Raw genomic sequence first — 16,549 nt, 5'->3', positions numbered from 1 at the left:
TCGCGTCGTGCCGTCTTCCGTCGTGCGGGGGACTATTCCTGCTGTCCGTAGCGCGGGTCGACCGACTCCGGTGACAAGCCGAGCAGTTCCGCGACCTGCTCCACGACGATCTCGTGGACGAGCAGGGCACGCTCGTCGCGGCTCTTCGAGCGGATCTCGACCGGACGCCGGTAGACGACGATCCGCGCGGGCTTGCTGCTCGTGGCGGCCATCATTCCGCCGAGCGGCACCGCCTCGGTGGCCCACGCCTCGGGATCGTCCCCGCCGCCGGTGCGCGGGACGTCGAGCACCACGAAATCGACCTCGGACAGCTGGGGCCAGCGCCGCTCCAGGCGCTCCACGGAGTCCTGTACGAGGTCGCCGAAGGCCGCCGCGCGGCTGGCCGAGAGGGGCACCTGGGGTGGGGCCACGGGCCCACGCATTCCGCGGCCGTGGCGGTCGCGTCGGCGCGGTCCCGGCCCGGTAGGGAGGGGAGGTACGGCACTGTCCATCACTGACGCAGAGTAGCCCTCATCGGGGCGCTTCGACTGCGGCAACAGGACGCCGTGCGCCATGTCGCTTATTGAGCATTCCGGCCAAGTTCGGTCTCGATTTCACGCCCGGACACGACCATGCGTCTCGCGCCGGTTGACGCTATTTGCCCCAAGTGGCGGCTGCCGCCGTGCGGTCACTTTCTGTGCCATGCACTCCCCATACAGGTCAGGGCAGTTACTTGGGAGACGGCTGGGACGGGGTACGGGCCGCGACACGGTGGAGTGACGTCCCGGAGAGTCGTCGCAGCCCGCTCAAGAGTGCGGTAGCGTCCAGCATCGTGAGCCCTGTACGTCGCTGTTCGCGCACCGCGTGCGGCCGCCCTGCTGTCGCGACACTGACGTACGTCTACGCGGACTCGACCGCAGTCCTCGGCCCCCTCGCCACCTATGCCGAGCCCCATTGCTACGACCTGTGCGCCGAGCACGCGGATCGACTGACCGCCCCGCGCGGCTGGGAGGTCCTGCGGCTGGCCGGCAGCTCCGCGCCGTCCCGCCCCAGCGGCGACGACCTCGAAGCGCTCGCCAACGCCGTCCGTGAGGCCGCCAGGCCCCGCGACCGCGCCGCCGAGACGGCCGTCGGAGCGCGCACGGCGGACCCGATGGAGGTCGCGCGCCGCAGCCACCTCCGGGTGCTGCGCTCCCCGGAGTCCTGACAGCCGCGCTCCCGTCCCTGGCAGGCAAATCCGTGAGGTTCCCTCCGCGATACGGCCGCTCGGCCGCCCGGCTCTGATCACAGGCGCAGGACAGCGTGAGGCAACGCAGCCGGACACCGGCGCCGCAGTGCGGGAGAGCTCGGCCCCGATCCACGCGTCGCGGCAACCGGACAGCTCGGCCCCGATCCACACGTCGCGGCAACCGGACAGCTCGGCCCCGTCCCGCCCCTCACGCCGCAGCGCCCTGGAGCCCCCGGACACTCGCGTCCGCACTCGGGGGCCGAGGTACACCGGGTAAGTCCGACAGCGCCCTGAGCACGCCGAGCAAGCCGCACGCGCGCGTGCGGCTTCACCGGATCTCCTCCTGACGCACCATTGACCCGCCTTCGTCGCGGACATGACCATGCCTCCACCCGCGAGAGATCCATTTCCGTATCGCGGAATCCGGGAGGCCCGTGTGTTCGTGCAACAGTTGGAACCCGTCGCCGGCTCACTCGCCCTGTCGGCGCTCGTGGCCGCCCTTCCGCTCGTCACCGTGCTCGTACTGCTGGGCCTGGTGCGGATGAAGGCCCACCTTGCGGGGCTCATCGGGCTCGCAGTGGCCCTGGCAGCCGCCCGGCTCGCGTACGGCATGCCACTCGGCCAGGGCCTCTCCAGCGCCGCACAGGGCGTCCTCTTCGGGCTCTTCCCCATCCTGTGGATCGTCGTCAACGCCCTCTGGGTGTACCGGATGACCGTCCGCACCCAGCACTTCGACATCCTCAGGCGCTCCTTCGGCCGCCTCTCCGACGACCCGCGCATCCAGGCACTCGTCGTCGCCTTCTGCTTCGGCGCGCTCCTTGAGGCACTCGCGGGCTTCGGGGCACCGGTCGCCATCAGCGCGGTGATGCTGGTGGCGCTCGGCTTCGACCCCGTACGGGCCGCGGTCGTCGCCCTGGTCGCGAACACCGCGCCCGTCGCCTTCGGCGCGATGGGCACCCCGGTCGTCACGCTCGCCCAGGTCACCGGACTGCCCCTGGACACCGTCGCGTCCGTCGTCGGCCGTCAGACGCCGCTGCTGGCCCTCGTCGTACCGCTCGTACTGGTCTGGCTCGTCGACGGCAGGCGCGGACTGCGAGAGACCTGGGTACCGGCTCTCGCCTGCGGATTCGCCTTCGCCGCCGCCCAGTTCCTCGCCTCCAACTACGTCTCCGCCCAACTCGCCGACATCGGCGCGGCGCTGGCCGGCGCGGGGGCGCTCATGGCCGTGCCGAGCGCCCGCAAGCCCGCCGACGAGCCGGTGCGGGCGACCGTGCTGACCGGCGTGCGGAGCGAGGACCTCGACCGGGAGGACCCGAGGCGCGAGGTGCTGCGCGCCTACGCGCCGTACGTACTGATCGTGGTGATCTTCTCCCTCGCGCAGATCCCGCCCGTCAAGGACCTGTTGGCCGGGGCGACCCGCACCTTCGACTGGCCGTTCCTCAATGTCGCTGACCCGCAGGGGGCGCCGGTCAGCGGCAACGTCTTCGCACTGCCGCTGGTGTCGACGGGCGGCACGCTGGTGCTCCTCGCGGGCCTGGCCACCGCGGTCGTCCTGCGGGTACGCGCGCGTGAAGCACTGCGCGAGTGGGCGGCGACCGTGCACGAGCTGCGGTTCGCGATCCTGACCGTGACATCCGTGCTGGCCCTGGCGTACGTCATGAACCTGTCCGGACAAGCTGCGACGATCGGCCACTTCGTCGCGGCGGCGGGCGCCGGGCTCGCCTTCCTCTCACCCGTGCTGGGGTGGTTCGGGGTCGCCGTCACCGGCTCCGACACCTCCGCCAACGCACTCTTCGGCGCGCTCCAGGTGACGGCCGCCAACCAGTCCGGGCTCTCCCCCGAGCTGCTCGCGGCGGCCAACAGCTCCGGCGGCGTACTCGGAAAGATGATCTCCCCGCAGAATCTTACGATCGCGTGCGCGGCGGTCGGACTGGCCGGGCGTGAGGGGGACCTGCTCCGGAAGGTGCTGCCGTGGAGTCTGGGCCTGTTGCTGGTGATGTGCCTGATTGTCATGGGCCAAAGCACGCCAGTACTCGGCTGGATGCTGCCGTAGGACCGCTCCGTAACGTCGTACGGGTAGCTTTGGGGTGACCGAACAGGACAACCGCGCAGGACCTCAGGAGGATGTGGCCGTGGCTGCAGATCTGTCGCAGATCGTCAAGGCGTACGACGTGCGCGGAGTAGTCCCCGACCAGTGGGACGAGCCGCTGGCCGAACTGTTCGGAGCTGCCTTCGTGCAGGTGACGAACGCCGACGCGATCGTCACTGGACACGACATGAGGCCTTCGTCGCCAGGACTCTCGCGGGCATTCGCGCGCGGGGCGGCGGCGAGTGGGGCCGACGTGACGGAGATCGGTCTCTGTTCGACCGACCAGCTGTACTTCGCGTCCGGCCAATTCGGCCTGCCGGGCGCGATGTTCACCGCGTCGCACAATCCCGCGCGGTACAACGGCATCAAGATGTGCCGGTCGGGCGCGGCCCCGGTGGGCCAGGACACCGGCCTCGGCGAGATCCGCGCGCTGGTCGAGCAGTGGTCCGACGCGGGTGCGCCGCCGCCGGCCGCGACCACCGGAACCATCACGCAGCGTGACACGTTGACGGATTACGCGGCGTATCTTCTCTCCCTCGTCGACCTGACCTCGATGCGCCCCCTCAAGGTCGTGGTGGACGCGGGGAACGGCATGGGCGGCCACACGGTGCCCACGGTCTTCGCCGGCCTGCGCGTCGAGCTGATCCCGATGTACTTCGAGCTGGACGGCACCTTCCCGAACCACGAGGCCAACCCGCTCGACCCGAAGAACATCGTCGACCTCCAGGCGAAGGTCCGCGAGACCGGCGCCGACCTCGGCCTGGCCTTCGACGGCGACGCGGACCGCTGCTTCGTCGTCGACGAGCGCGGCCAAGGCATCTCCCCGTCCGCGATCACCGCGCTCGTCGCCGCCCGCGAGCTCACTCGCAACGGCGGCAAGGGCACAGTCATCCACAACCTGATCACGTCCTGGTCCGTCCCGGAGGTCGTCAAGGAGAACGGCGGCACCCCGGTCCGCACACGCGTCGGCCACTCCTTCATCAAGGCCGAGATGGCCGAAACGGGCGCGATCTTCGGCGGTGAGCACTCCGCGCACTACTACTTCCGCGACTTCTGGAACGCCGACACGGGCATGCTCGCCGCCCTGCACGTGCTGGCCGCGCTGGGCGGCCAGGAGGGCACGCTGTCGGAGCTCGTCGCGCAGTACGACCGCTACGCGGGCTCGGGCGAGATCAACTCCACGGTGGACGACCAGGCGGGCCGGCTGGCCGCGGTGAAGACGGCGTACGAGGGCCGCGACGGCATCTCCATCGACGAGCTCGACGGCCTGACGGTCGCCGCCGCGGACTGGTGGTTCAACCTGCGCCCGTCCAACACGGAGCCGCTGCTGCGCCTGAACGTAGAGGCCCGCGACGAGCCCACCATGTCCCGTGTCCGTGACGAGGCCCTGGCCCTGATCCGCGCCTGACACCATTTGGCGCCGCGTATCCCACACTGCCGGGCGCCGAGCGCGCCCGGCAGGCGCCGCCCCCCCTGCACCGGCTTCCGTCCGGGGGCTCGGCTCGGGGAGAGGCTCGCCGGTTCCTCGCCCCCGCTGCTTCGTACCTCGCTGAGACGGCCGCCCCCGGGGTCCCGGCCCTCCGCCCTGGGGGCTCTGGAACCTCCGCTCCCGGCCCCTGCGCCCCCGGCACCCCACCGAGACGCCCCCGGGGCCCAGGCGCACGCCCCCCGCACCTCACCGGGACGGTCCGCCCGCCCCCTCCGCACCCGTTCGACGTCCGGCCACTCCCGCCGCCGCGGCCACCCCCACGCCGCCGAAAACCGAGCTCCGCCCGCCCCCGCCCGGGCCCCCGCCGATTCCCGCCGCTCGTCAGACCGCGCCACGCCTCACTCGGCGGTAGGCTGACGTGGCCCAATCCGCATGCTCGAAGGGACCCACCCCATGCCGCTCGAAGCCGGCCTTCTGGAGATCCTCGCCTGCCCCGCCTGTCACGCGCCCCTCAGCGACGCGTCCAGCGCGGACGCCCCCGAGCTGATCTGCACCGGCAAGGACTGCGGTCTCGCCTACCCGGTACGGGACGGCATCCCCGTCCTCCTCGTCGACGAGGCCCGCCGCCCCGCCTGATCAGGAGCTCCGGTCCGGACGCCCTGAGCTGCAGGTTCTGAGCAGCGCAGAAGCGGCCGAGCCGGCGGGCTCCGAGCCCAGCACGGCCCGGAGCCGGACCCCGGCGCGACACGGCTGAGCGCACCACCAGGTCGCTCAGCCCGCCCGGCCCGAATGACGTCCCCCTGCGCGCAGCCCATCGCGCCCGGTGATCGGAGGCCCGCCACATGCTCGACGAGTCGTTGCTGGACGACCCGGAGGCCCTGGCCCGGGTGGACCGCCGTGGCCTGCTGCGCGGCGCGGCCGAAGCGGGTGCGCGGGTGCGTACCGCCGCCCGGCACGCCACTGAGGCCGGCCTCGCCGAGATCAAGGCGGAGGGCCGACCCCGCGCCGTACTGATCGCAGGCCCCGGCACCGCCGCCGCAGGCGTGTCGGACCTGCTCACCGCACTCGCGGGCGCCGCCTGCCCGGTGACCCGGCTGCACTCCTCCGGCGTCGCCCCCGCACCGGGCGCCCTGCGTTGGACCCTCCCCGGCTGGGCGGGCTCCGTGGATCTGCTGCTCCTGGTCACGACGGACGGCTCCGAGCCCGGCCTCGCGCTCCTGGCCGAGCAGGCGTACCGCCGAGGCTGCACCGTCGTCGCCGTCGCCCCGCAGAACTCCCCGCTGAGCGAATCCATCGGCGGCGTGCACGGACTGGCCGTACCGATGGCGACCGCCCCGTACGAGGAGTACGACGAGAGCGCCACCGCAGGACCCGGCGCACTCTGGGCCCTCCTCACGCCGCTGCTCGTCCTCCTCGACCGCGTCGGTCTGCTCACGGCGTCCCCCGACACCCTGCGGCTCGTCGCCGACCGCCTGGACCGGACCGCAGAGCGCTGCGGCCCGGCCATTGCGACGTACAGCAACCCGGCGAAGACGCTCGCCTCCGAGCTGGCCGACTCGCTCCCCCTCGTCTGGACGGAAGGGCAGTACGCGGGCCCGGCGGGGCGTCGCTTCGCCGCCGTGCTCGCCGAGCTGGCCGGCCGCCCCGCGCTCTGCGCCGAGCTCCCCGAGGCCCTGCCCGCGCACGGTGTGCTGCTCGCCGGGGCCTTCGCGGCGGGCGCCGACCCCGGTGACTTCTTCCGCGACCGGGTCGACGAGCCGCAGCCCATGCACGCGCGCGTGGTGCTCCTGCGCGACCGCCCCACCGGCGGTCTCTCCGCGGCCCCCTCCGCCCGCGAACTCGCCCTCAGCCACGACACGGCCATCAGCGAGCTCGAACCCGAGGAGGGCAGCGAGCTGGAGAATCTCGCCGAGCTCCTCGCCATCACGGATTTCGCCGCCGTTTACCTGACGCTCGCCTCCGCCGGGCGATCATGACCACCAGCACCAGCACCAGCACCAGCACCAGCACCAGCACCAGCACCAGCACCAGCACCAGCACTCACGCCGACCCCCGGCCGAACCGGCCTGCCCGGAGCCGGATACGAGCACGGCCTCGGCCCCGGACGCCCGCCGGGACCACCGGGACCGCCAGGACCACCTAGCCACTCATCCCACCCAGAGGGAAAGCACCATGGACCGCCTGTCGAACACCGTGCGCCCCTACGCCTGGGGCTCCACGACCGCCATCCCGGAACTGCTCGCCGTAGCCCCGACCGGCGAGCCCCAGGCCGAGATGTGGATGGGTGCCCACCCCGGAGCCCCCTCGCGGATCGACCGCGGCGCCGGTGGCGAGGAAGCACTCTCCGACGTCATCGCCGCGCACCCCGAGCAGGAACTGGGCGCCGAGGCCGCCGCGAAGTTCGGCCCGCGCCTCCCCTTCCTGCTCAAGCTGCTCGCGGCCGGCGCCCCCCTCTCCTTGCAGGTCCACCCGAACCGGGCCCAGGCGAAAGAGGGCTACGAGGACGAGGAGCGCCGGGGTGTCCCCATCGACGCCCCGAGCCGCAACTACAAGGACGCCAACCACAAGCCCGAGCTGATCTGCGCGCTCACCCCCTTCGACGGCCTGTGCGGTTTCCGCCCGCCCGCCGAGTCCGCCGACGTCCTGGCCGCCCTCGACGTCGACTCGCTCAAGCCGTACGTCGACCTGCTGCGCGCGCATCCCGAAGAGGCAGCGCTGCGTGAGGTGCTCACCGCCGTACTGACCGCCGACCGCGCCGAGATGGCCGAGACCGTCACCGAGGCAGCCGCCGCCGCCGAGCGCCTGGGCGGCGCGTACGCCCCCTACGCCTCGATCGCCCACCACTACCCCGGCGACCCGGGCGTCATCGCCGCCATGCTGCTCAACTACGTACAACTGCAGCCCGGAGAGGCCCTCTTCCTCGGAGCCGGCGTCCCGCACGCGTACCTCAACGGCCTGGGCGTCGAGATCATGGCCAACTCTGACAACGTGCTGCGCTGCGGCCTGACCCCCAAGCACGTCGACGTGCCCGAACTGCTACGCGTCGTCCGCTTCGAGGCCACCGACACCGGCGTCCTGCGCCCGGAGGCGTCCCCCGACGGCGAAGAACTCTACGACACCCCGATCGACGAATTCCGGCTCTCGCGCCACGTCCTGGCCGAGGGCGCCGCGCCCCGCACCCTGCCGTCCGCCACCCCGCAGATCCTGCTCTGCACGGCGGGCAGGGTCCGCGTCGGCGAACTCGTCCTCGCACCGGGGGAGTCGGCCTTCGTACCCGCGCGCGAATCAGTGGAATTGTCCGGTACGGGCACCCTCTTCCGCGCCACAGTGGTGGCCTGACGCCTCATCCGCACGGCTTCCCACGGCAAGCTGCAACAATGTGCCGCCGTAGCCGTACGGCGGCACCAGGGCCGCGGCATCAAGGAAGGGACACTCTGCACCCATGAGTGCGTCAGGCGGAAACAAGGCGATCGTGGCGGCACTCGTCGCCAACCTCGCGATCGCGGTAGCCAAGTTTGTGGCGTTCCTCTTCAGTGGAGCGTCCTCGATGCTCGCGGAGAGCGTGCACTCGCTCGCCGACTCCGGCAACCAGGGGCTGCTGCTGCTCGGCGGCAAGAAGGCCAAGCGCGAGGCGACCCCCCAGCACCCCTTCGGCTACGGGCGCGAGCGCTACATCTACGCCTTCCTCGTCTCCATCGTGCTCTTCTCCGTGGGTGGCATGTTCGCCATCTACGAGGGCTACGAGAAGATCAAGCACCCCCACGAGATCGAGATGTGGTACTGGCCGGTCGGCGTCCTCATCTTCGCGATCATCGCGGAGTCCTTCTCGTTCCGGACGGCCATCAAGGAGTCCAACCAGACGCGAGGCAACCTCTCCTGGAAGGAGTTCGTCCGCCGCGCGAAGGCCCCCGAGCTCCCCGTTGTCCTGCTGGAGGACCTCGGCGCGCTGGTCGGTCTTGTCCTGGCGCTCGTCGGTGTGAGCATCGCACTGGCGACAGGCAACGGCGTCTGGGACGGCATCGGCACCCTGTGCATCGGCATCCTGCTGATCATCATCGCGATCATCCTGGCCGCCGAGACGAAGTCCCTCCTGCTCGGCGAGGCCGCCGGCACGGACGAGGTCGACAAGATCAAGGCGTCGATCGTCGACGGCGACACCGTCACCCGCGTCATTCACATGCGTACGCTCCACCTCGGCCCCGAGGAACTGCTGGTCGCCGCCAAGATCGCGGTACAGGCCGGTGACACGGCGGCGGACGTGGCCCACGCGATCAACGCGGCGGAGGAGCGCATCCGCGAGGCGGTCCCGATCGCGCGGGTGATCTACCTGGAGCCGGACATCTACAGCGAGTCGGCGGCGGCGGCGGGCGAGAACCCGGGCAAGTCCCCGGGCGGCGAGACCGCCCCGCCGACCGCGCACTGACGCGCGGCACCCCCGGAGCACCCGGAACACGCAGTGGGCCCCCGGGCATCTTGGGTTCTAACGGTCCTCGCAACACCCATGATCTGTGGGAGTTGCGGGGACCGTGGGCGTTGAGCGTGGTGATCTTGCAGGGTTGAAGGCACGTTTCCTTGCGCGGCTGGATGTCGTGGGGAGCGTGACCGTGGTGGCGCGTGAGCTGGGCGTGAACCGCAACACGGCCTTCGGCTGGGCCCGGAAGGCCGGACGCGGGTCGGTGCGCCTGTCGCAGCGGCATCCTCGGCGCGACGAGTACGAGCGGCTTCGGGCCGCCGGAGTCGCACGCCGGGCAGCGGCCCGGCAGGTCGACGTGAACGAGCGCACGGCCAAGGACTGGGACTGGGGCGTCAAGAAGAGCGGCACCACACGCACCTACGCCGACGGTCGCCGTGTCGACTACACCACCGGGACCCTCACGATGGGTGGCGTGACCACAACGCCGGTGGGCCTGAAGGCCCTGGAGAAGCAGATTCACCCACGGTTCCTGACGCTCGCCGAGCGCGAGAAGATCCGCGATCTCCGCGCGGCGGGGCAGTCGCTGCGGGCGATCGGACGGGCCCTGGGGCGGCCGGCGAGCACGGTCAAGCGGGAGACCGACGCGAACTCGGGCCTTGAGGGCTATCAGCCCTACGCTGCCCACCGGGCGGCCGCCACGCGCAGACCCCGCCCCAAGGACCGCAAGCTGCTGCGCGAGGGCCGGCTGCGACGCTTCGTCCAGGACGGACTGCGCGGGCGCTGGTCGCCGGAGCAGATCTGTCACGCTCTGGGCAAGGAGTATCCCGACGACCGGAGCATGCGGGTGAGTGTGGAGACGATCTACCAGGCGCTGTATTTCCAGGCCCGCGGCGGCCTGAAACGGGAAGTCCAGGCCGCCGTCCGCTCCGGCCGGACCCGCCGCAAACCACGCCGGGACCCTCAGCGGCGCACCCCACGGTTCATCGACCCGATGGTGATGATCAGCGACCGCCCTGCCGCCGTCGAGGACCGGGCCGTGCCCGGCCACTGGGAAGGCGACCTGATCATCGGCGCCAACAGCCGCTCCGCGATTGCCACGCTGGTCGAGCGAAGCACCCGCTACACGATGCTGGTCCACCTGCCGGGCGGAGCCCACGACGCCGAAACCGTGCGCGACGGCCTCGTCGCCACGATCCAGACCCTGCCCGCACACCTGCGCGGCTCCCTCACCTGGGACCAGGGCAGCGAGATGGCACGCCACAAGCAGTTCACCATGGCCACCGGCATGCCCGTCTACTTCTGCGACCCCGCCTCACCCTGGCAACGCGGCTCGAACGAGAACACCAACGGACTCCTGCGCCAGTACTTCCCCAAAGGCACCGACCTCAGCGTCCACAGCCCCGAAGACCTCGAACACGTCGCCCAGGAACTCAACGGCCGCCCACGCAAGACGCTCGGCTGGAGTACTCCAGCCGAGCGTCTACGTGATCTACTCACCACCTGAAAACCAGGCGGTGTTGCAACGACCACTGGAACCCAAGCATCATCGGCGGGGGCCCACCGCGTGCTCTGCGCGTGTTTCCTTACGTCTCCACGTCTCCTACTTGATCTCGCCCAGTATGCCGAGGATCGCCGCCGTGTCCGGCGCGGCCGACAGCCGGGCGCGGAAGTCGGTGTCCATCAGCTTGCGCGAGAGGAGCGCGAGGATCCGCAGGTGTTCGTCGCCCGCTGCCGCCTCCGGCACCGAGATCATGAAGACCAGTTTGGCCTTCGTCCCGTCCATCGACCCCCACTCGATGCCCTCCGCGGACCGCGCGAAGCCCACCGTCGGGGCGGACACCGCATCGGTCTTGGCGTGCGGAATGGCGATCTCCTCGCCGAGGCCGGTCGTGCCCTGCGTCTCGCGCGCGAGCGCGACCCGCACCAGCTCGTCCACGTCTTGGACGTTCCCGGTGGAGGCCAGCATCGCGGCCATCTCCCGGATCGCCGCCTCCTTGTCCTGCGAGGCCAGCCGCACCTTCACGGTCTGCTCGGTGAGGTACCCGGAAAGCACCTCGCCCTCAGCGGGCGACACGGGGACAGCCGGGGGAGCGGGGACGCGGCGAGCAGCCCGGGACACCGGAGCCGGTACCGCCTTCTTGGTACGTACCCCCGTACCGCCACTCGGACCCGCACCACCACTCGGACCCGCACCACCACCGTCCACCGCCGCACCGGCACCCGTACCGCCCCCGGCACCCGCCGCACTGGCACCGCCACCGGCACCCACGCCACCCGTACCGGCGCCCACAGCACCTACCCCAGCCCCGACAAGCGCGGCCTCAGGCCTCGTGGCAGCGCCTCCGGCACCGGCACCGGCACCCAAGCCTGCGCCGTGCTTACCCCGCTCCTTGATGCCGATCAGCGCGTTGGTGGTGATCGCGGTGACGACGGTTCCCGCGGCCACGGCCACGAAGAACATCGGCACGCCACCCACCGCGCCCAGCACGGCGACGATCGGCCCGCCGTGCGGCACCGCGTCCTCCACACCGGCCAGACCGGCGAGCGCACCGGCGACCGCGCCACCGAGCATGTTCGCCGGAATGACCTGCGCCGGACGGGCCGCCGCGAATGGAATCGCGCCTTCGGAGATGCCGAACAGGCCCATGAAGAGCGCGGCCATACCGGTCTCGCGCTCCTGCTCCGAGTAGAGCCGACGCCGGATCACCGTGGCCAGCCCCTGACCCAGCGGCATCACCGGAATCGCGGCGGCGCACATGCCCATGACGGTCTGATTGCCGGTGGCGATGAGCCCCGCGCCGAACAGGAACGCCGTCTTGTTGACCGGCCCGCCCATGTCGAACGCGATCATCAGCCCGAGAATCGCGCCCAGCAGAATCGCGCTGGTCCCGGTCATCCCGCTGAGCCAGTCGGTGAGATGTGCGAAGACCCACGAGATCGGCTTCCCGATGACGTAGATGAAGAAGAGCCCCAGGGCCGTCGTCGCGACAATCGGGATCACGATGATCGGCATGATCGGCCGGGCGAACTTCGGGACCGGCATCTTCTTGATCCACAGCACCAGATAACCGGCCAGGAAGCCGGTGACGATCGCCCCGATGAAGCCCGCGCCCGCCTCCGAGTCGTAGAGCGACCCGGTATTCGCGATCCAGCCGCCGATCATGCCCGGTACGAGCGCCGGCCGGTCCCCGATCGCGTAGGCGATGTAGCCGGACAGGATCGGCACCATCAGCGTGAAGCCGATGACACCGATGTTGTTGACGTCCATCCAGAAGGAATTCTTCGGGATGACAAGACCTTCCGGCGTCGCATGCCCGCCGATCGCGAGCGAGATCGCGATCAGCAGCCCGCCGACGACGACGAACGGGATCATGTACGAGACACCGTTCATCAGCGCCTTGTACGCGACGCTGCGCTCCTTGCCGCCGCCACCGCTGTTGCTCAGCGGTTCGGCAGATCCACCTTCGCCACCCGCGCCGTGCACGGGTGCGGTCCTCACCTGCTCGATCAGCTGCTCGGGATGGCGGATGCCCTCCGCCACACCGACGGCCAGCACCCGCTTTCCGACGAACCTGCTGCGGTCGACGTCCTTGTCGGCCGCGATGATGATCCCGTCAGCCTCTCTGACATCGTTGTCAGTCAAAACGTTTTCAGCCCCGATGGAACCTTGGGTCTCCACCTTCATGTCGATGCCGAGCTGCTCGGCGGCCTGCGCCAGCTTCTCCGCGGCCATGTATGTATGGGCGATACCGGTGGGGCAGGCAGTGACCGCGAGCAGCTTCGGCTTCTTCTGCCCGCTCAGGTCTCCGCCCCTGGTGGGGCCGGCCGGACTCGTCACGTGGATCTCCTAACGACTGACGACTTCGTTCCACAACGTCGCGCGTATGTTCCCGGTGTACAGGCATCGTGCAACACGTGGGCACAAGAACAAAAGTCCAAAAGGCCTCGCTTGCCCCTCTATGGCCCCACTGGTTTCAGCCATGGCCCTGAACAGGCGGGCTGGGGACCACTGCTCCGATCGGTGTAGATTCGTGACCTAGCCAGACGTCGCTGCTGATGGCGGTCGGGCGGTCCACGGACCGGCCGAGGGAGAGAGGGCCTCCGACGGACTGCGCTGCTAGCGCTCGGGCATTCGTGTGCCCGCCCGCCGCAGAGTCAGCCGTAATCACACCTCGACCCAACCCACGAGGAGCAGCTCGCATGACGACTGTCGCCACCGGCCAGGACTTCAAGGTCGCGGACCTCTCCCTTGCCGCCTTCGGGCGCAAGGAGATCACTCTTGCCGAGCACGAGATGCCCGGCCTGATGTCGATCCGCAAGGAGTTCGCCGCGACCCAGCCGCTCGCCGGCGCCCGCGTCACCGGTTCGCTGCACATGACCGTGCAGACGGCCGTGCTCATCGAGACCCTGGTCGCCCTGGGCGCCCAGGTCCGCTGGGCCTCCTGCAACATCTTCTCCACCCAGGACCACGCCGCCGCCGCCATCGCGGTCGGCCCCGAGGGCACCCCGGACAGCCCCGCCGGCATCCCGGTCTTCGCCTGGAAGGGCGAAAGCCTCGAAGAGTACTGGTGGTGCACGGAGCAGGCCCTGACCTGGCCGAACACCCCCACCGGCGGTCCGAACATGATCTTGGACGACGGTGGCGACGCCACCCTCCTCGTCCACAAGGGCGTCGAGTTCGAGAAGGTCGGCGCAGCTCCGGACCCGGCCACCGCGGACAGCGAGGAGTACAGCTACATCCTCCGTCTGCTGAACCGCACTCTCGGCGAGAACCCGCAGAAGTGGACCCAGCTCGCCTCCGAGATCCGCGGCGTGACCGAGGAGACCACCACCGGCGTCCACCGCCTGTACGAGATGCACCGTGACGGCGCGCTGCTGTTCCCGGCGATCAATGTGAACGACGCGGTGACGAAGTCGAAGTTCGACAACAAGTACGGCTGCCGGCACTCGTTGATCGACGGCATCAACCGGGCCACCGATGTTCTGATCGGTGGCAAGGTCGCGGTCGTCTGTGGTTACGGCGATGTGGGCAAGGGGTGCGCGGAGTCGCTGCGCGGCCAGGGCGCCCGCGTGATCATCACCGAGATCGACCCGATCTGCGCACTCCAGGCCGCGATGGACGGCTACCAGGTCGCGACGCTTGACGATGTCGTCGGCATCGCCGACATCTTCGTCACCACGACCGGCAACAAGGACATCATCATGGCCGCCGACATGGTCAAGATGAAGCACCAGGCGATTGTCGGGAACATCGGTCACTTCGACAACGAGATCGACATGGCCGGTCTCGCGGCCGTCCCCGGCGTCGTCAAGGACGAGGTCAAGCCCCAGGTCCACACCTGGAAGTTCCCCGACGGCAAGGTCCTCATCGTTCTCTCCGAGGGCCGTCTGCTGAACCTGGGCAACGCGACCGGCCACCCGTCGTTCGTGATGTCCAACTCCTTCGCGGACCAGACCCTGGCCCAGATCGAGCTGTTCACCAAGCCCGAGGAGTACCCGACCGACGTCTACGTGCTGCCCAAGCACCTCGACGAGAAGGTCGCCCGCCTCCACCTCGACGCCCTCGGCGTCAGGCTCACGACCCTGCGTCCGGAGCAGGCGTCGTACATCGGCGTCCCGGTCGAGGGCCCGTTCAAGCCCGACCACTACCGCTACTGATCCACCCCTTGGCGGCAGACCCACAGCAGTAGATTTTCAGGCAGGCCCCCGCACCCCCGTGCCGGGGGCCTGCCCTGTGTCGGACCTCCGCAGGACCCTGAAGGACCCCATGCCCCGCGGCCGTTATTCGCTCCACGACTCCCACGACCACACCCCCCTCGGCGAAGAGCACTTCCACTGCGCCCCCGGCCCGTCCGGCTGGCGGTACGTCTCCCAGATCACCACCCCCTCCGGCGATCACGGTGGCTCCGTCGACCTCACCCTCGACGAACTCGGCCGCCCCATCCGCGTCGAACTGAACGCCGCGAGCTGGCAGGTCCGCGGTGCCGCCCTCGAAGGCGTCACCTGGGTCCGAACCGACCCGACCGGCACTCACGCCACCGAAGGCAACGTCCCCGCGCACGCCTTCACCGGCACATCCCCCGCTTTCCTCATCGCCACGACCCGTCTGCTGCGCCTCACCCCCGGTTCCCCCGCCACTCGCGTCCGCCTGGTCGCCTTCACCGACCCGGTCCTCGCCCCCCGCACCCTCGACCAGTCCTGGGCCCTGATGAAGAGTGAAGCGCACGCCACTGACAACGGCCCCCTGACCGTGGACGAATACCAGGTCAGCGCCCTGGACACGGGCGAACAGCACACGATCCACATCGCCGGCGACGTGGTCCTCTCAGCACCGGGCATCGAACTGGAGCACCTGGAGACACCGCCATCGGTCTTCCCCGAACCGGGCATGTGAGCCTCGGCAAGCGAGGAGCGGGCAGCTGCCCGCAGGGCCTACGCCCCATGCAGCCGCCGACCCCGCCCAGAGAGCCGATCGCCAACAGAAACCGCTCCAGAACACCGGCCCGCACACAGCAGACGCTCACGCCGCGCCCCCCGCGCCGTAAGCCGCGAACACGGCCTCACGTTCCGGACCTTCCCGGGCCCTCACGTTCCGCGGGCCCTCACGTGCGGCGGGCCCTTACGTTCCGCGGCCCCCACGCACCGCAGGCCACACGCACCGCAGGCCCCCACGCACCCGAGATCCGGCCTACGCAGGCGGCGCGAACCCCGTGCCAGAAGGCGCCTGCCCCCCGGCCTGCGCCACCCCATCCTGAGGCGCCCCGGCCCCCGGGGCCCCGCCCACCCGCCGGGACGGGACTCCCGAGCCCGCTCCCGAGTCCGTTCCCACTCCCGCGTCCGCCCCCTTCTCCGCCCGCGTCCCCGTCCCGACGGACGCTCCCACCGCCCCACTCGCCCCGGATTCCGCATACTCCACCGCAGGTCCCGAAACAGCCGCTGCGCCCGGAGGCGCGAAAGCGGCCGAACGTACTGGCCGCCCCGGGACCGCGGGTATCTCCGAACGATCGGGAGCCGCGACCACCCCGCTCATCCCGGCTCCACCACCTGTCGTACCGGGGTGGCCACCGAGGCCCACATCGGCCACCCTCGCCGCCACGAACGCCTTCCGCGCGTCCCGCGACTGCCGCTCGTTCACCACGGCCGCCAGATAGGCGGCAGGCGGCACACCCTCCGGCACGGGAGCGCCTGTGCGCGCCGCCAGATCACCCGCCAGCCGCGCCGCCATCGACCAGCTCACCTGCGGATCGAGCTGCCTCATCCGCGTCAAGTACTGGCGCACCGCCAGCCACAGCGAATCAGGCACCCCCGAAAGATCCAGTCCCGCGAACCGCCCCACGAGCCACGGCGGCGGAGGCGGCACAGCGGCCATCCGCCCGGTCGTGACGCGTTCGCGCACCACAAGGGTCCCGG

The 16,549-nt window shown here is 70.6% G+C and carries 13 protein-coding genes (1 of these 13 running past the window's edge); 10 read left to right on the top strand and 3 right to left on the bottom strand.

Features of this window, described 5'->3' with window-relative positions; genetic code table 11:
* Positions 1-32: 32 nt before the first annotated feature.
* A complete protein-coding gene (locus tag ACLLJJ_RS13590) occupies positions 33-491 on the bottom strand; it encodes a metallopeptidase family protein (protein ID WP_434590435.1) in 459 nt (152 codons plus the stop codon).
* A 221-nt stretch (positions 492-712) separates the two neighbouring features.
* On the opposite strand from ACLLJJ_RS13590, the gene ACLLJJ_RS13585 reads away from it, so the two are divergent.
* The 8 genes from ACLLJJ_RS13585 (at position 713) to ACLLJJ_RS13550 (ending at position 10,643) form a co-directional block, all read left to right on the top strand.
* A complete protein-coding gene (locus tag ACLLJJ_RS13585; protein ID WP_434590432.1) occupies positions 713-1,186 on the top strand; it encodes a DUF3499 domain-containing protein in 474 nt (157 codons plus the stop codon).
* A 457-nt stretch (positions 1,187-1,643) separates the two neighbouring features.
* Positions 1,644-3,260, top strand: a complete 1,617-nt coding sequence (locus tag ACLLJJ_RS13580) for an L-lactate permease (RefSeq protein ID WP_434590430.1) — start codon at positions 1,644-1,646, stop codon at positions 3,258-3,260.
* Positions 3,261-3,339: 79 nt separating this feature from the next.
* Positions 3,340-4,704, top strand: a complete 1,365-nt coding sequence (locus ACLLJJ_RS13575) for a phosphomannomutase/phosphoglucomutase (protein WP_434590427.1) — start codon at positions 3,340-3,342, stop codon at positions 4,702-4,704.
* A 474-nt stretch (positions 4,705-5,178) separates the two neighbouring features.
* On the top strand, positions 5,179-5,361 hold the full coding sequence (locus ACLLJJ_RS13570; RefSeq protein WP_283515244.1) for a Trm112 family protein: 183 nt from the start codon (positions 5,179-5,181) through the stop codon (positions 5,359-5,361).
* 206 nt (positions 5,362-5,567) lie between these two features.
* Positions 5,568-6,701 (top strand): SIS domain-containing protein, encoded by a 1,134-nt coding sequence (locus tag ACLLJJ_RS13565; RefSeq protein WP_434590424.1) that lies wholly within the window; start codon positions 5,568-5,570, stop codon positions 6,699-6,701.
* Between the two features lie 196 nt (positions 6,702-6,897).
* On the top strand, positions 6,898-8,064 hold the full coding sequence (gene manA / locus ACLLJJ_RS13560; protein WP_434590421.1) for a mannose-6-phosphate isomerase, class I: 1,167 nt from the start codon (positions 6,898-6,900) through the stop codon (positions 8,062-8,064).
* A 103-nt stretch (positions 8,065-8,167) separates the two neighbouring features.
* On the top strand, positions 8,168-9,148 hold the full coding sequence (locus tag ACLLJJ_RS13555) for a cation diffusion facilitator family transporter (RefSeq protein WP_434590419.1): 981 nt from the start codon (positions 8,168-8,170) through the stop codon (positions 9,146-9,148).
* Positions 9,149-9,407: 259 nt separating this feature from the next.
* Complete coding sequence (locus ACLLJJ_RS13550) at positions 9,408-10,643, top strand: IS30 family transposase (protein ID WP_434600404.1); 1,236 nt, start codon at positions 9,408-9,410, stop codon at positions 10,641-10,643.
* Between the two features lie 96 nt (positions 10,644-10,739).
* Here the strand turns inward: ACLLJJ_RS13550 and ACLLJJ_RS13545 are convergent, their stop codons facing one another.
* Positions 10,740-12,977, bottom strand: a complete 2,238-nt coding sequence (locus tag ACLLJJ_RS13545; protein ID WP_434590416.1) for a fructose-specific PTS transporter subunit EIIC — start codon at positions 12,975-12,977, stop codon at positions 10,740-10,742.
* Between the two features lie 362 nt (positions 12,978-13,339).
* Between ACLLJJ_RS13545 and ahcY the strand changes: the two genes are divergently transcribed.
* Together ahcY and ACLLJJ_RS13535 are read left to right on the top strand one after the other, a co-directional pair.
* Positions 13,340-14,797 (top strand): adenosylhomocysteinase, encoded by a 1,458-nt coding sequence (ahcY, locus tag ACLLJJ_RS13540; protein ID WP_434590413.1) that lies wholly within the window; start codon positions 13,340-13,342, stop codon positions 14,795-14,797.
* A 109-nt stretch (positions 14,798-14,906) separates the two neighbouring features.
* Complete coding sequence (locus ACLLJJ_RS13535) at positions 14,907-15,533, top strand: hypothetical protein (protein ID WP_434590410.1); 627 nt, start codon at positions 14,907-14,909, stop codon at positions 15,531-15,533.
* Positions 15,534-15,827: 294 nt separating this feature from the next.
* On the opposite strand, the gene ACLLJJ_RS13530 is transcribed toward ACLLJJ_RS13535, so the two are convergent.
* Positions 15,828-16,549, bottom strand: partial view of an RDD family protein gene (locus ACLLJJ_RS13530; RefSeq protein WP_434590408.1) — the 3' portion only. 427 nt of this gene lie beyond the right edge of the window; only the last 722 of its 1,149 coding nucleotides appear in the window; its start codon lies beyond the right edge, outside the window — the gene reads right to left on this strand; its stop codon occupies positions 15,828-15,830.

The organism is Streptomyces sp. A5-4 (genome assembly GCF_051131715.1).
GTDB lineage: Bacteria > Actinomycetota > Actinomycetes > Streptomycetales > Streptomycetaceae > Streptomyces.
The sequence above is the reverse complement of the archived record's forward strand: the minus strand, read 5'-3'. Positions and strand labels throughout refer to the sequence as shown.